General features: G+C 42.5%; 14 protein-coding genes. 1 reads left to right on the forward strand and 13 read right to left on the reverse strand.

Annotation, left to right across the window (positions count from 1 at the left end; genetic code table 11):
* Positions 1–375 precede the first annotated feature (375 nt).
* From ACFPIK_RS17210 to rpmH, 5 genes are read right to left on the reverse strand one after another with little or no spacing between them, the layout of a single operon-like run.
* The gene (locus tag ACFPIK_RS17210) at positions 376–885 is read right to left on the reverse strand and encodes a DUF2480 family protein (RefSeq protein WP_377917541.1); all 510 of its coding nucleotides are present in this window, start codon (positions 883–885) and stop codon (positions 376–378) included.
* Entirely contained in the window at positions 882–1,571 is a 690-nt protein-coding gene (gene tsaB / locus ACFPIK_RS17215) for a tRNA (adenosine(37)-N6)-threonylcarbamoyltransferase complex dimerization subunit type 1 TsaB (protein WP_377917543.1), read from the reverse strand. The genes ACFPIK_RS17210 and tsaB overlap by 4 nt, the downstream gene beginning before the upstream one ends.
* Before the next feature lie 2 nt (positions 1,572–1,573).
* On the reverse strand, positions 1,574–3,235 hold the full coding sequence (locus ACFPIK_RS17220) for a S41 family peptidase (protein ID WP_377917612.1): 1,662 nt from the start codon (positions 3,233–3,235) through the stop codon (positions 1,574–1,576).
* Positions 3,219–3,611, reverse strand: coding sequence for a ribonuclease P protein component (gene rnpA / locus ACFPIK_RS17225; protein ID WP_377917545.1), 393 nt, complete (start codon positions 3,609–3,611; stop codon positions 3,219–3,221). Before rnpA ends, ACFPIK_RS17220 begins: the two co-directional genes overlap by 17 nt.
* 48 nt (positions 3,612–3,659) lie before the next feature.
* Positions 3,660–3,818: a 50S ribosomal protein L34 gene (gene rpmH, locus ACFPIK_RS17230; protein WP_082792274.1), complete on the reverse strand. Its 159-nt coding sequence runs from the start codon at positions 3,816–3,818 to the stop codon at positions 3,660–3,662.
* A 137-nt stretch (positions 3,819–3,955) separates the two neighbouring features.
* Here rpmH and ACFPIK_RS17235 point away from each other — a divergent pair, with 137 nt between their 5' ends.
* Complete coding sequence (locus ACFPIK_RS17235) at positions 3,956–5,602, forward strand: M61 family metallopeptidase (protein ID WP_377917547.1); 1,647 nt, start codon at positions 3,956–3,958, stop codon at positions 5,600–5,602.
* 49 nt (positions 5,603–5,651) lie between these two features.
* On the opposite strand, the gene ACFPIK_RS17240 is transcribed toward ACFPIK_RS17235, so the two are convergent.
* The 8 genes from ACFPIK_RS17240 to rimO form a co-directional block, all read right to left on the reverse strand.
* Positions 5,652–6,380, reverse strand: a complete 729-nt coding sequence (locus ACFPIK_RS17240) for a LolA-like protein (protein WP_377917549.1) — start codon at positions 6,378–6,380, stop codon at positions 5,652–5,654.
* A 65-nt stretch (positions 6,381–6,445) separates the two neighbouring features.
* Positions 6,446–8,491, reverse strand: coding sequence for a M16 family metallopeptidase (locus ACFPIK_RS17245; RefSeq protein WP_377917551.1), 2,046 nt, complete (start codon positions 8,489–8,491; stop codon positions 6,446–6,448).
* Positions 8,492–8,518: 27 nt separating this feature from the next.
* A complete protein-coding gene (locus ACFPIK_RS17250) occupies positions 8,519–9,850 on the reverse strand; it encodes a M16 family metallopeptidase (protein WP_377917553.1) in 1,332 nt (443 codons plus the stop codon).
* A 193-nt stretch (positions 9,851–10,043) separates the two neighbouring features.
* Complete coding sequence (locus ACFPIK_RS17255; protein ID WP_377917555.1) at positions 10,044–11,039, reverse strand: adenosine kinase; 996 nt, start codon at positions 11,037–11,039, stop codon at positions 10,044–10,046.
* Between the two features lie 151 nt (positions 11,040–11,190).
* Positions 11,191–12,354, reverse strand: coding sequence for a hypothetical protein (locus ACFPIK_RS17260; protein ID WP_377917557.1), 1,164 nt, complete (start codon positions 12,352–12,354; stop codon positions 11,191–11,193).
* Positions 12,355–12,663: 309 nt separating this feature from the next.
* Positions 12,664–12,918, reverse strand: coding sequence for a type II toxin-antitoxin system RelE family toxin (locus tag ACFPIK_RS17265; protein ID WP_377917559.1), 255 nt, complete (start codon positions 12,916–12,918; stop codon positions 12,664–12,666).
* Positions 12,918–13,127, reverse strand: coding sequence for a hypothetical protein (locus ACFPIK_RS17270; protein WP_377917561.1), 210 nt, complete (start codon positions 13,125–13,127; stop codon positions 12,918–12,920). Before ACFPIK_RS17270 ends, ACFPIK_RS17265 begins: the two co-directional genes overlap by 1 nt.
* Before the next feature lie 82 nt (positions 13,128–13,209).
* On the reverse strand, positions 13,210–14,523 hold the full coding sequence (rimO, locus tag ACFPIK_RS17275; protein WP_287936429.1) for a 30S ribosomal protein S12 methylthiotransferase RimO: 1,314 nt from the start codon (positions 14,521–14,523) through the stop codon (positions 13,210–13,212).
* Positions 14,524–14,578 lie beyond the last annotated feature (55 nt).

Raw genomic sequence — 14,578 nt, forward strand, 5'->3', positions numbered from 1 at the left:
GAGCCAGGATCAAACTCTCCATTGTAAAGTTTCTATTTTAAGTCATCTATGATCTAAAGTATAAATCATAAACTCCTCTCCTCAGGTTATTTCTTTTTCGCCTTACATCACTTCAAAGAACTTGTCTTTCTCATTCGAAAGATTGTCGGAACCGTTATTCCGAAAGCGAGTGCAAAGATCGGATTTTGTTTTTTCTTTCCAAAAATCCGAGAGAAAATTTTCTCCTTTTTTTCTTCGCTTTTAACTCTTTTTCAATTTCCTTCAGGCCTTATTCCTGAATGGGAGTGCAAACATAGAAGAGGCAAATGGATTACGCAAGCCTTTCTCAAACAAAAAAATCAAACTTTTTCTGATTCCGTTTTTACTGTTTAAAAATCAGGACTTTCCTTTTTTAAAAAGAGGAACAGTACTGCAGGGTTCTCCAAACATTAAGCTTCTGGCTTCACGTTGAAGCAATGAAACCAAACGACCATAAGCAAAAAGTGGAATCGGAAATTTAGAACAGCCCTTGATCACAACTGGTCGATCTTTAAAATCACTAGGATTGATGGCGCTTAATGTAATTTCTGCAATGTGTTGCTCCAGCATAATTAGGTCCCCAACAACATATCCCCTAGAAACTCCCTCCAAATAAGTACAAACTAGCATATATGCCCAAGTCGGAACAATAGCATCTGCGGTACAAGTTACTGCTACCCATTTATCAGAATAAAGAGACCAATTCAATTCTTTTAGAGCTTGTCGAAAATCTTTCTCTCGTAAAATCAACTCTTGAAAAAGAAATCCCTTCAAATCAAAAATCATCCTCTCCTCTTGAGGATAAAACTCCTCCATGTTTATTGACAGAATAGGACTGGAGGCCACTCGATTTACAATTTCGCTCATAAGTTCAATAAAGGGTTCTTTTTGGATTGAAGTGCTTTGAATTCTTTCAAATAATTCGGCGCGAAATAGGCGATATCTTCAAAGTCGCCTAACACGAATTTCTGAAATGCCAATTTACCCAAATGGTTAGCCGACAGTCCAGCATTTTCTAAGAAAACGGCATTCTCATGATTGATCACACTCTTCACCTTCTCTACAGCATCTCCACTAAAATATACCTTATATGACCTTAGGTAAGATGAATAGGCATCATCATCCAAAATAACCGATTCTATCGGACTGAGCTCGGTGAGATTTTGACCAAAAGCCTGGCTGTAAACCTCCATTCGGCGTGCGTCTAAGACCGCTATTCCTATCTCATCTTTCTGGTAATCTCTCGAAGATGCAATTGCTTGCAACGTATTGATTCCAATGAGAGGCTTTTCCAAAGCATACGCTAAACCTTTGGCTGTAGAAACTCCAATCCGTAAACCCGTGTAAGATCCCGGACCTTCTGAAACAGCAAGGGCGTCAAGCTGAGCATATTCCAAGTCCGCCTCCAAAAGCACAGAATCAATCATGCCCATCAACTTTTCGGAATGAGCACCAGATTCATTTAACTCTTTCAACGAAATCAACGCTCCATCCTGATGCACCGCAACAGAACAAATGGAGGTAGATGTCTCTATAGAAAGAATAACAGGCATACTTATTTCACTGAAGCGGTCAATGTTTTGCTGATTTTGACAGGATTGTTCAAATAGCTTTTTGCAAGCTCCACCGCAGGATCATCATATAACCCTGCCTCAATCATTCCTTCTTGAAAGTAATACCTCGAAATAATCTCTTCTCTTAGGATCTTCCTCACCTCCTTTTTGTGGGTGTCCAAATCATTTTCTTTGCTATGATTCACCTTTGATTTGATAGCCTCAAGCTGTGATTTGATTTCTTCATAGTAAGGCTCTTTTGAAACATACTTTTCCAAATCCTGAACAGACTTCTCGGTATAGGTCGTGTAGTCATAATCCTTTCCTATCAAAAACTTTTTAAAAGCTTCATATTCTTGATCAGAAACTTCAAAAGACTTAGGATTACTAATGGTTTTATTTCTGTAGAAAAAGTCAGTAGCAAAATCAAAGACATGATTTCCCGTCACGAGGGTATAAGAAATCGGCGCATAAGAAACCTCTGCAACTTTTTCATCAGGCTCGATTCCTGCACCATCCAAAACGGTCCTTCCATTGGCTGTCTTGAATGCCTTTCTAAGTGAATCGGGCACGGTAGTGACTGACCCGTTTTCTCTGGACTGCGCATAATCGATGGCTTGGATACAACGCCCACTTGGGATATAGTATTTGGCAGTGGTTATTTTTGCCTGAGCATTGTAAGTAAGTGGGATGGTCGTTTGGACTAGGCCTTTTCCAAAGGACTTCCTGCCAACCAAAACAGCACGATCATAATCCTGAAGTGCACCCGCTACAATTTCGGCAGCGGAAGCACTTCGCTCATTAATCAATACCACCAATGGAATTTCCTTATCTATAGGAGTCTTCGTGGTTTTGTAGGTATAATTTACATTTTGAAGCTTACCAATCGTCTTTACTACTTCTCTTCCTTTTGGAATAAAAAGATTGACAATCTCCACCGCTTCATTGAGCAATCCTCCCGGATTGTCCCTTAAATCCAAAATCAACCGGTCAGCTCCTTGTGCCTTTAAGGCCACCAAGGCATTCCTGACTTCAGATGAGGCGTTAGTAGTAAAATCAGCCAGCTTGATGTATCCTGTTTTATCATCCAGTTTTCCGTAAAAAGGCACATTCTTGAGACTTATCTTCTTCCTAACCAATGAAAATTGAAGCGTATCCAAGTTCCTTTTTACAGTCACCTTTACGGAAGTATTGGCAGGACCTTTGAGCAATTCAGAAACTTCAGATGTGGATTTTTTTGAAACATCCAGGGAATCTATCTTCAGAATGAAATCTGCAATTTTCAATCCTGCATTTTGGGCGGGGAAACCTGTGTATGGCATCAGGATCATATTTCCGCCTCCTCGGTTTCCAATCAAGGCCCCGACTCCTGCATATTCTCCTGTGGTAAGCATTCGGAAATCATCCGATTCCTCTTCAGGAATAAATTCAGTATACGGATCAAGCTCTTCCAACATGGCATTGATCCCGACAGTCACCAATTCATCGGGATTAATTTCGTCTACATAATACGAGTCCAACTCCCGAATGAGGGTTGCGAAAATGTCAATGTTTTTCGCTATCGCAAAAAGCTTGTCGTTCTTGAACTGAAATGCAAAAACTCCCAAAAAGAGAGCTAGCGTGACCGGGATAAAAATGACCGGCTTTTTAAATTTTTGAATCATCATTGGAGTGATTTTGGGATAATTCCTTTTGAAGTCTATCCAGTGCCAACTTCATTTTGGGCTCAATTTCGGAAAAACTCATTTCTGGGTTTCCAACAAATATAAAGCCCAATAAAATTCCTTTTTTAGAAAGAAGCTGCTTATTCAATCTGTAAGTTTCTTTCAATCTTCTTTTGATAAAATTCCTTCCAGAAGCTTTTTTGATCTTCTTTTTTGAAACTGAAAACAATACTTGGTTTGGCAGATCTTCAAGCTCCTGTTTTACTAAAAAAACCACTTTGAAAGGGTACAAAAAAAAAGAGGAACCTTCGTTAAAAAGTTCCTTGATAAGCTTTTCGGCATGAAGCCGTTCAGATTTTGGAAGTTTGAAATTCATCGCAAGGACTTTATTCGTATGTGAACATACGAAATGCCATCCAAAGAATTACTTCTTCAATGTCTTTTCGTCAGACACAGTTAACTTATGTCTACCTTTTGCTCTTCTGGCTCTCAAAACTCTTCTACCATTAGCAGTAGCCATTCTTTCTCTGAAACCATGCTTGTTTTTTCTTTTTCTGCGAGAAGGCTGGAATGTTCTTTTCATGATCGAATATCTTTATCTATTTGCTCCCTTGACTGTCCTGATTGAGTTTGGTCCCAAAAAGGACTGCAAAGATATGCACCATTTCTTTAAATACAAATCAGAGATCTACATTTGTTGTGAGCATCAAGCAAAAAGCCATGATCCAATTTAAAATCTCGTGTTCGAATCCTGCAAGTCAGTTTTTGGAGATCGAACTTACCTTCGAAAATTCCTCAAAAGGAGAAGTTATCCTCCAGTTGCCGGCCTGGAGAGCAGGTAGGTATCAGCTTGCTAATTACGCCCAGAATATCCGGAAATTTTCGGTAATGGATGATAAAGGAAATCATGTCCCTTTCAAAAAAACCACGAAAGATCGTTGGACCTTAGCTCAATCTCCTGATCAAATTATCCTTATTTCCTATGAATATTGGGCTGGAAAAATGGATGCCGGAAGTGCATGGACAGACGATCAGCAGGTTTATGCTAACTTGGTGAATTGCTGCTTTGAAGTGTTGGGACAACGTGAACAGGAAATCGAAGTTTACTTAAACCTGCCAGAATACCCCGAACAGCTAAGCACGTTAATTCCTTGTGGGACTTCAAGGTGGAAAGCCCATAGCTATCAAATGCTGGCTGATTCAACCATTTTGGCTGCTAAGAGTATCACGCACTGGACGTATCAGGTTGAATCTACACTATTTCACATTTGGATTCACGGAGAGGTTCATTTTGAAAAGGAGCTTTTCCTCAACCGATTTGAAGCTTTCTCAAAGAGACTGATAGTGGACTTCGGGGAATTTCCTGAAGAAGAATATCATTTTATTTTCCAACTTTTGTCTTACCCTCATTACCATGGGGTAGAACACCGTCGAGGTACCGTCATCACATTTGGCCCCGCCGAATCATTGACAGATCCCCATCAAATGGAGGAGCTTTTGGGGGTCAGTTGCCACGAGCTGTACCATGCCTGGAACGTCTGCCGCATCCGACCAAAAGAATTATTGCCCTATGATTTTTCAAAAGAAACTTATACCCAAGCGGGTCTGATTTTAGAAGGAGTCACCACCTACATGGGGGATCTCTATTTGCTGAAATCAGGGGTCTATGATCTACCTGCCTACCTTAGACATCTGGAAAAAATCATAGCCCGGGAGGCCAGTCACTTTGGATGGAAAAATTACACCATCGCAGCGTCTTCTTTTGACCTTTGGATTGATGGGTATATTTCGGGTATTCCAGACAGAAAGGTCAACATCTACAGCAGAGGCGCCCTTTTGGCGATGTGCCTTGACTTAATGCTAATTCGACATGGGAGCTCGCTTTCAGAGGTTATGAAGCAAGCTTGGATAAGCTTCGGCAAACCGTTTATAGGTTATCAATGGGAAGATTTTGAACAACTGATCGTGGAAAAATTCCCTGAAAAAGCCGAACCTCTGAACTTCTTATCCAATCATGTTTTTGGTTACCAAGACCTATTCCCTCTGCTTAAGTCCTTACTACATGAAATCGGTTTGGAGCTTGTTGAACGTATTGGGACTGACCGATTTCTTCACCATTGGGGAATCAGAAAAACTGACGATGGTGTAATTACTCAAATTCATCCAGGTGCAACCGCCCATAACTTGGTCATGAGGAATGATAAAATTCTCGACTGGGTTGAAGATAACATTGGACTTCACCTGAATCTGGACCGATTGGGAAGAACTGTTCGAGTACTTATTCCTTTGGTAAGCCGCACGTTTTTCCCTGAAATGAAATTGGAATTGGACCACCTTACACCAGCTCTTGAGAGATGGATGAAATAATAAAGCCTTCCAAGTTGGAAGGCTTTTACTCATCACTAAGAATCTAAAATTATTGGAAATCAGCATCTGAAAGCTGCTGATTGAAACTCACTGATTTCATCTTGGTCTCAAGCGCAACAGGCAGCATTGGATTTTTGATGGTCAGCATCATCGGAAATTTTACTCCATCCACTTCCTGATAGTCGGAGTACATGATATCACCGGTGGCAGCGCTGCTGGTCTTCAATTTTAATCCTGAATTGACCGAATAGAATTCATTGGTGACCATCCCATTTGGAGCTGTGATTTCCAATTTGTGAACCTGCTCACCGTCCATATCTTCTGTTCCAATGAAAGCAAGCTTGAATCCCAAAGCCTCATAATGTACTTCAGGAAAAACATAGGTCTGAACCTTCAGCATGGAAGCCATTTCATCGGGTAGCTCCTGAACTTGACCCATCGCCATCATCTGGCCTTTTCCTCCGCTGAACAATGTTTTCTGGACCACATTTCCTCCTAAAGAAGTTGATTGCATCAATCGGGCATTTTCCGCATCAGCCACTGTTTTGATTTCAATGATCTGCCCTTGAAAATTTGCCTCGCCTGTCAAACTCGCATTTTTGATTCCCTGAACCTTTTCCAAGCCTCCCACAGCTTTAATGTAGTTAGAAATGACTGTTGCTGGATCATTGAGTGAGGCAAAATCAGGTTTCTTGGCAGGTATTTCCTCAAAAACTCTTGCATTGGAAACTCCTGTAAAAACAAGTAGTAGAGCTAGGGGTAAAAGTAGTTTTTTCATGATTGAATAAATTAAGTAGAAAGTAAAAAGGCTGCCTCCGAATAAGAAGCAGCCAGAGTTTAAAATCAATTTACATCTGCATCAGTCACGGGGCTGTTAAGTTCCAACGTGGTCACTTTTGCTTCAAGAGGTACAGGAATCATTGGGGACTTCAATGTCCAGGCCATTGGGATTAAGACTCCTTCTTTAGCTTGGTAGTTTGAGTAATAAGTATCACCTGAAGCGGGATTTTCATATTTGATCTTCAAACCAGAATCTTGAGCATAGTAATTTGTCAATTTTGCACCGCTTCCATCCGAGATTATCACTTTATATGCAGGTGTACCATCGACATCTTTTAATCCATCAAATGTCACCGTGTATCCTTTTTCTTTGTACACGGCCTCAGGGAAAAGATAGGAGTTCAACTTAGCTTCTGCCAATTGTGCGTCGGTTAGTGGTACATTTTGCCCCTGCATAGACATCGAACCTTTACCGTCTACCAAGCTGGTTTTCTGCATCACATTTCCAGCTATGGAAAGCTTCTGAGCATATCTTCCATTTTCAGAATCATACACAAAAGCGATGGTCAGGGCATTGCCCATGATATTGGCATCCATGGAAATTTTAGCCGTTTTGATGGCCGCCACTTTTTGAGCTCCGCCGATAGCTGTAAGGTAGTTATCCAGGACTTTCTCGGCAGTCATCGTTGCATCAGCTACAAGCTGCTTGGCAGGTTCGCCCATGTTATTGTATTCGATTACCTCACCAAACTTGGCTAGCTTTTCTTTGATCTCAGCACCGTTACCCACAGTGGTAATAATAAATTTATCCGGATCGATCAGACGCTTTGCTGTGGCATTGATGTCTGCTACAGTTAGCGCATTGAGCTTCTGAAGGTAAGTGGCGTAATAATCCTTGGGCAGCTTATAGCGATCGATATTCAACGCAAAGTTTGCGACAGTAGCAGGCTGCTCAAGAGATCTCCCGAAACTTCCGGAGAGTTCTGCCTTTGCTTTTGCCAATTCCTCCTCAGTCACTCCATTTTCTACCAGATTTTTGATCTCATAAATAAACTCATACACTGCCGAATCGGTCACTTCCGTTCTTACAGAAGCATTGGCAGAAATCGTAGCTACTAGCTTATCCGCACCGATGGAAGAATAAGCGCCATAGGTGTAACCTTTGTCTTCACGAAGATTCATGAACAATCTGGAAGCAGAACCTCCACCTAGGATTTGGTTCAAAAGACGACTTGAGATGTAATCCGGATCCCCGATTTTCATCTGAACCGGCTGAGTTACATTTATTACGGATTGTACGGAAGAGCTTCTGTCTACCAAAGCCACAGCCTGCTTGGCGGCTCTGACAGGCATTGGGTAAGTGAACTTAGGCACTTCTTCTTTTTGCCAAGCCCCAAAATATTGAGTAACCACTTTTTGAGCTTCAGCTTTGTCCATATCCCCTACAATCGCTAAGTAGGCGATGTTTGGCTTGAAATAGGTTTTGTAGTAAGCCTGTACATCAGCCACGGTAATGTTGTTGGTCGTCTGCTCAGTCTGAGACTCTCCATACGGATGGTTTTTACCATAAAGCACAGCTCTGGAAAGTCGGGAAGAAATGGCATTCGGGTTATCCTTACTCTGCGCCAAGTTGGTCAATGACTGCTTTTTCAACTTGTCCAATTCTTCCTGTGGGAAAACCGGATTGAAAAGCACATCTGCCATTAACTCGAGCACTTTGCCCTGATGCTTTTTGAGCGAAGAAGCAAAAATGGAGGTCGATGAAGCACTCAAGCTAGCTCCGATAAAATCCACTTCCTGATCCAATTGATCTTTGGTACGATTCTTTGTCCCTCCCATCATCATTTCTCCTACAAATCCGGACAATCCCGCTTTGTCACCTTCCAAAATCGGATCACGCTCCAATACCAAGGTGAACGACACTCTAGGTAGCTTGGTGTTTTTCACCACAAAGACCTTCAGCCCATTGGGTAAAGTGAATGTTTCAGCTTCATTTATTTTGATTTCCGGTGCTGGTCCTGCAGCAGGCAATTTGCTTCGGTCTACCTGAGCAAAGCCGCTCACAGCTACCAAAAGCATCAATACAACTACTATTGCTATTTTTTTCATGTCAGTTTTTTTTGATAGGTCAAACAATTATTCAGTAGCTGGCTGAGCGGATTTAGGCAAATAATAAAGCACTACCCGTCCGTTTAGATTCATGTATTCTTTGGCGACACGCTGAATATCCGCTTTGGTCACTTTTGCATACGCATCCATCACTTGGTTGATGTAGTTGGTGTTGCCATAAATCACTTTCGCCTCAGCCAGATTTTCTGCAATACCCTCCACCGTAGAGTTTCCACTCACGATGTTGTTTTCCATAATATTTTTGAGCTTGGCAAATTCCTCATCACTGATACCCTGATCCTGAACCTGCTTGATCAAGCGATCCACTTCTGATTCCAAATCCTTTGGCTCCACACCCATATTGGTAATGCCATACATTAGAAAGACTCCTCCGTCTTCAAGCTCCAATGGAATTGCAGCCACAACGAGGGCTTTTTGCTGCTTGTCTACCAACTCTTTGGTCATCAAAGAAGAATTACCTCCTGTCAGGTAAGTAGAAAGCATGGAAAGCGCATAGCTGTCCGGATGATTTCTTGGAGGCAGGTTATAGGCCTGAATCACCGCAGGGATCTGAATGTTGTCATAAATGACATCACGGATTTCTGCTGTTTTCTTTGGCTCAACAACATTCGGACGATAAATGGGATTGACTCCTTTTGGAATTTCTGAGAAATACTTCCTCACCAAAGATTCGGTAGTTGCATAATCGATATCACCGGCAATGGTCAACGTCGCATTATTTGGCACATAGAAGTCCTTGTAAAACTGCTGGAACTCCTCAATGGTCGCTGCGTTGAGGTGATCCATCGAACCGATCGGTGCCCACTGGTAAGGGTGTACTTGATAGGCTCTTTTTAATGTTTCCGGGAGGATGGTGCCATAAGGCTGGTTTTCGTAGCGCTGACGTCTTTCTTCCTTCACCACTTCACGCTGAGTCTCTACTCCAGTGATATCCACTTTGGAATGCAGCATGCGCTCGCTTTCCATGTAAAGCGCCAGTTCCAACTCGTTGGAAGGCAACAATTCATAGTAGTAAGTGATATCGTTAGAAGTATAAGCATTGAGCGTTCCCCCTCTGCCTTGAATAATATTCATGTATTGTCCTCGCTCGATATTTTCAGAGCCTTCGAACATCAAGTGCTCAAAAAAGTGTGCAAAGCCTGTTCTTTCAGGGTTCTCATTTTTTGAACCCACATGATACAATACCGAAGTGACTACAATCGGAGTCGTATTGTCTTGGTGCATGATGACGTGCAAACCGTTTTCCAAGGTAAATTCCTTGAATTCGATCTTATTTTGGGCCCAAGAGGGTAGCGCGAGAACGCCGACCAAAAAGCCCAAGAGGGTAGTTTTTTTCATGATAAAAAGATTGGATAAGGTTTATAGTTGGAATATTACTGAATTAATTCACTTTTTGTTTAGAAGTAGGAAATCAAAATGAAATGATAGACGGAAAATTATCCTGTTTTTCGGAAAATCACAGGTTCAATTCCATCATTGCAGGAATCAGCGGACAAACGAAGAGGCTGCCTGTAAAAGCAGCCTCTTAGAATTAAGGATTCAATCTAGCGAGGATTTCTTTGGCCTCATGCCATTTTAATCTTGGACCAAACTGACTTACTATCCTTGAACTAGCCATGGAGGCCAATTTTCCGCTTGAAGCATAGCTGTGTCCATTAGTAATTCCATACAGAAATGCTCCGGCAAACATGTCGCCCGCACCATTACTGTCTATAGCTGTAGTCGGATAGGGTTCAATATCTATAAAGGTATCCCCGTCAAAAATCATCGCCCCATTTTTGCCTTGCGTAATCACAAAATGCTTGGCTACTTTTTTCATTTCTTCCCGTGCCTCCAATAAATTGTCCTTACCTGTAAAAAGCATGGCCTCTTCTTCATTGGCAAATAGCAGATCTACGCTCGCTCCGATTACTTCGTCAAAAGGCTCCCGGAAATACTTCACCATCGCCGGATCGGAAAAGGTCAAAGCCACTTTTACCCCATTTTCCTCAGCGACTTTCTTGGCATGCTTAATGGCAGTTTTGCCATTTTCGGAAGTAATCAGGTAACCTTCAATAAAGAGGTACTTGGAATCCTTGATCGCGGATTCGTTAAGGTCATTTACAGAAAAATTCTGAGTAATCCCCAGGAAAGTATTCATGGTTCGCTCAGAATCATCCGTCACCATCACCAGACATTTACCTGTAATCCCTTCCTGAAGATTTGATACTTTGAGTGCCGAATCCACTCCTGATTCCTGAAGATCGTTCAAGTAAAAGTGCCCCAACTCATCATTGGCTACTCGGAAGCAATAGTAAGATTTACCCCCAAACTGACTGACTGCCACCACCGAGTTTGCAGCAGATCCACCGGCCTGCTTTTTGGCCTCTGCGTGATTGATCACCTTCATCAGGTGATTTTGGCGGTCTTCATCCACCAGAGTCATTAGGCCTTTTTCGACCTGATTGTCAAGAAAAAACTGGTCTTTTACTTTAAACTCAATATCTACCAGGGCATTTCCGATGCCTGTTACGTCGTATTTTTTCATTTTTAAAACGTTGGAAAGTTGTAATGTTAAAAGGTTGTAAAGTTGGTCTCAATTCATTATTCGGAGTTCGATAATCGACATTCTAAATAGGAAAACTCAATCTTGCATTCTTAAGATGGAGGTTCAGAAGAATCTCGTACTTCGTAATTCGTCAATCGAAAATCGGATGTCTCTCGAATGGCTTTTCCCGATCAAACAGGTAGCGATACGTATGGTGTGTCTTATAAATCGTCGCCAACAGCTGCTCGCATACCCGCATCATTTTGGGATTGAAGTCGCCGATCCAGTTCATTTCGATAGTTTTATAGGGGAAGGATGACTTGCCGCTCATCTTGTCATAGCTGATGATCATGGCACTCTCTACACCCTTGGCTTGATGCTCCGGTACCACGCCAAAGACTAAACCGAGCATTTTTTTGGGTGGAAAAAAGGTCTTGTACCACAGGAATTTTAGCTTCCCGATCAAGTCCATTTTCCCATTCACATGCTTGAAGATCTGATTGATCTCCGGGATTTGGATGAAAAAGCCTACCGGTTCACCTTTGAAGAAGGCAAAATAGATCAACCTCGGATCGATGATCGGCTTCATTTTGCCAAACATCAGTTGGGCTTCCTTCAAAGCAATGGACTTACCCATGTGGCGTGCCCAAGCTTTGTTGTAGACCGTCATGAAGTATTCCGGTGCTTTTTCCTGAAGTTCTTTTCCTTGAATGTATCGGAAGGTGTAATCCGGATTGGCCATGATAGCGTTAGCACGCTGGATCATTTTCTCGTCAAAGCCGAGATCCTGAACCGGCCTCATGTAAGTGTATTGCTTGAAATAGAGTTGGAAGCCGTAGTCCTCGAAGAACTTCTGGTAGTAGGGGAAGTTCCAAGGCATGTTGTAATTCGGTTCGGAAAACCCATCCACCAATAATCCCCACCATTTGTCGCGTTCACCAAAATTGATCGGACCATCCATTGCCTCCATGCCTTCGCTCTGAAGCCAGGCTTTTGCGGTATCGAAAAGGAGAAAAGCCGCTTCCTGACTATCGATGCATTCGAAGAAACCCACACCTCCCGTAGGTTGCTTTTCCTTCATCTTGGGATTGACGAAAGCTGCGATTCTACCGATGGATTCTCCTTTATCGTCCTGAAGCAACCAGCGTTTGGCCTTTGCCCCATTTCGGAAAAGCTTGTTGGTCTCGGGGTGAAACAGTCCCTCAATGTCATTGTCTAGCGGGCGAATCCAGTTTTTCTCGGTTCGGTACAGCTTTACCGCCATCTCGATAAACTCTTTCTGATGGGCAGGAGTGGTGACTTCGATCAGCTTCATTCGGGGGATTTTAGATCGGCTAAATTAGGGGATCGGGGGGAAAGGGCAAAAAGTAAGTACTAAGGTTGGCTTGCTTCTACAGATGCATGACTAAGTCAAGTCTAAAACCAAATCAAAATAACCAACTCTCTCATTACCATAATCAGACCACATGTCATCAATGCGTAGATGAATGCATTTCTCTGGAATTTGTATAAGAAATTGAATTTGTGAAATCCTACTTTATCGGGCTTTATGACCTGTCTATACCGATAATAACCCCAGCCGAAAAGAACTAATCCAATTAAGATTTTTAAAAAAACAGGAAGATCATTCATAAATATCCCTTCGATGTCCAATAGCAATAACCTCAATGGTTAGGATGCTATCCTCTATTTCATAAATAATTCGGTAATCCGATACTCGAATTCGATATGCGTCTCTGCCTTTCAACTTTTTATATCCTATAGGTCTTGGATTTTCAGCCAAATTATAAATGGCCTCTTTTAAGCTTGAAAAATAAGGTTCTGGAATCTTGGAAAGAGATTTAATCGCAGACTTCTTAATGGCTATTTGGTAAGCCATTATTTTTCTTTTCGGAGAGTTTCGATCATTTCAAAAGCCTCGTCAATGGGAAGGGAGGATTCATCGGAATTCTTGACTTGGTCATAAAGTTTGATATCCTCCAATTCTTCGATCTTTTCAACCATTGCTTCAAACTCTTTTAAAGAAATCACCACGGAAATCTTATTCCCTGCATGGTCTGTGATGTATTTAGGATTGATTGTCAGCATGATGAAAGTTAGCAATTTTGCTGTATACTCCTAAAACGAAAAAAGGGAGAATTCAGCTCCCAATTCTCCCTTTTCTTTTTGTTTATTCCTCCACCGTCGCATACAGATCAAACTCCGTCGCGTCAAAGACCTTGGCCTGAACAAAATCCCCCACTCGGCAGTAAAACTTGGAGGCATCGATCAGCACTTCATTGTCCACTTCGACAGAGTCAAATTCGGTTCGGCCGACGAAGTAGCCTCCTTCTTTTTTATCGATCAGAACTTTGAAAGTTTTGCCGATTTTCTCCTGATTGAGGTCGTAGCTGATTTGCTCCTGTACTTCCATCAGGTGATTGGCGCGGTCCTGCTTTTCTTCCTGAGAAAGTTTGTCCTCCATGGAGAACGCATGGGTATTTTCCTCATGTGAGTAGGTAAACACACCCAATCGCTCAAATTTCATCCGCTCCACAAAGTCCACCATCTCCTGAAATTCCTTTTCTCCCTCACCCGGATGTCCGGCGATCAGGGTAGTTCGGATCGCAATCTCCGGAATCATCTCGCGGATGCTATGGATGAGTTCTTCCTGCTTCTCACGGGTGGTGCCTCGGCGCATGGCCTTCAGTACATCAGTCGAACCGTGCTGCAAAGGAATATCCAAGTACTTGCAGATATTCGGACGCTCTTTCATCACCTCGATCACATCCATCGGGAAACCCGTCGGGTAGGCATAGTGAAGTCGAATCCAGTCGATTCCCTCCACGTCGGAGAGGTTGCGAAGGAGTTCGGCGAGGTTTCTCTTTTTATATAAATCCAAACCGTAATAGGTAGAATCCTGCGCAATCAGCAATAATTCCTTGGTTCCGTTGGCTGCCTTATGCTGGGCTTCTTTGACCAATTCCTCAATAGGTCTGGAGATGTGTCCTCCGCGCATGAGCGGAATGGCACAGAAGGAACATGGCCTGTCGCAACCTTCTGAAATCTTCATGTAGGCGTAGTGGGCCGAGTGAGTCAACAGACGCTCACCCACCAACTCGTGCTTGTAGTCTGCCTTAAATTTTTTCAAAATCGCAGGCAAATCACGCGTGCCAAAAAATGCATCCACCTGAGGGATTTCCTTTTCCAAATCGTCCTTGTAGCGTTGAGAAAGACAGCCGGTCACGTACACCTTGTCCACCAAACCCTGCTCCTTGGCATCTACATACTGGAGGATGGTATCGATCGACTCCTGCTTGGCATTGTCGATGAATCCGCAAGTGTTGATGATAATGATGTTGTTGTCATCGGAGTTGGACTCGTGGCTGGCGTTGATGCCGTTACCTCTGAGTTGAGTCAGGAGGACTTCGGAATCCACCAGGTTTTTGGAGCAACCCATGGTGATGATATTGACTTTGTCTTTCTTTAATGTTCTCGCTTTCACAGAATTCGCTTCGATTTGGGAGGGCAAAGGTAATTAAAAAAGGGTTGAAAAGGTT

The organism is Algoriphagus aquatilis, assembly GCF_042657405.1.
Lineage (GTDB): Bacteria > Bacteroidota > Bacteroidia > Cytophagales > Cyclobacteriaceae > Algoriphagus > Algoriphagus aquatilis.

Excerpts from the sequence above, each read along its gene's own strand:
- ACFPIK_RS17245 (WP_377917551.1), bottom strand. The coding sequence starts at position 8,491 with ATGAAAAAAATAGCAATAGTAGTTGTATTGATGCTTTTGGTAGCTGTG.
- ACFPIK_RS17270 (WP_377917561.1), bottom strand. The coding sequence starts at position 13,127 with ATGCTGACAATCAATCCTAAATACATCACAGACCATGCAGGGAATAAG.
- ACFPIK_RS17255 (WP_377917555.1), bottom strand. The coding sequence starts at position 11,039 with ATGAAAAAATACGACGTAACAGGCATCGGAAATGCCCTGGTAGATATT.
- ACFPIK_RS17260 (WP_377917557.1), bottom strand. The coding sequence starts at position 12,354 with ATGAAGCTGATCGAAGTCACCACTCCTGCCCATCAGAAAGAGTTTATC.
- ACFPIK_RS17265 (WP_377917559.1), bottom strand. The coding sequence starts at position 12,918 with ATGGCTTACCAAATAGCCATTAAGAAGTCTGCGATTAAATCTCTTTCC.
- rnpA (WP_377917545.1), bottom strand. The coding sequence starts at position 3,611 with ATGAATTTCAAACTTCCAAAATCTGAACGGCTTCATGCCGAAAAGCTT.
- rpmH (WP_082792274.1), bottom strand. The coding sequence starts at position 3,818 with ATGAAAAGAACATTCCAGCCTTCTCGCAGAAAAAGAAAAAACAAGCAT.
- ACFPIK_RS17235 (WP_377917547.1), top strand. The coding sequence starts at position 3,956 with ATGATCCAATTTAAAATCTCGTGTTCGAATCCTGCAAGTCAGTTTTTG.
- ACFPIK_RS17240 (WP_377917549.1), bottom strand. The coding sequence starts at position 6,380 with ATGAAAAAACTACTTTTACCCCTAGCTCTACTACTTGTTTTTACAGGA.
- ACFPIK_RS17250 (WP_377917553.1), bottom strand. The coding sequence starts at position 9,850 with ATGAAAAAAACTACCCTCTTGGGCTTTTTGGTCGGCGTTCTCGCGCTA.
- ACFPIK_RS17210 (WP_377917541.1), bottom strand. The coding sequence starts at position 885 with ATGAGCGAAATTGTAAATCGAGTGGCCTCCAGTCCTATTCTGTCAATA.
- ACFPIK_RS17220 (WP_377917612.1), bottom strand. The coding sequence starts at position 3,235 with ATGATTCAAAAATTTAAAAAGCCGGTCATTTTTATCCCGGTCACGCTA.
- tsaB (WP_377917543.1), bottom strand. The coding sequence starts at position 1,571 with ATGCCTGTTATTCTTTCTATAGAGACATCTACCTCCATTTGTTCTGTT.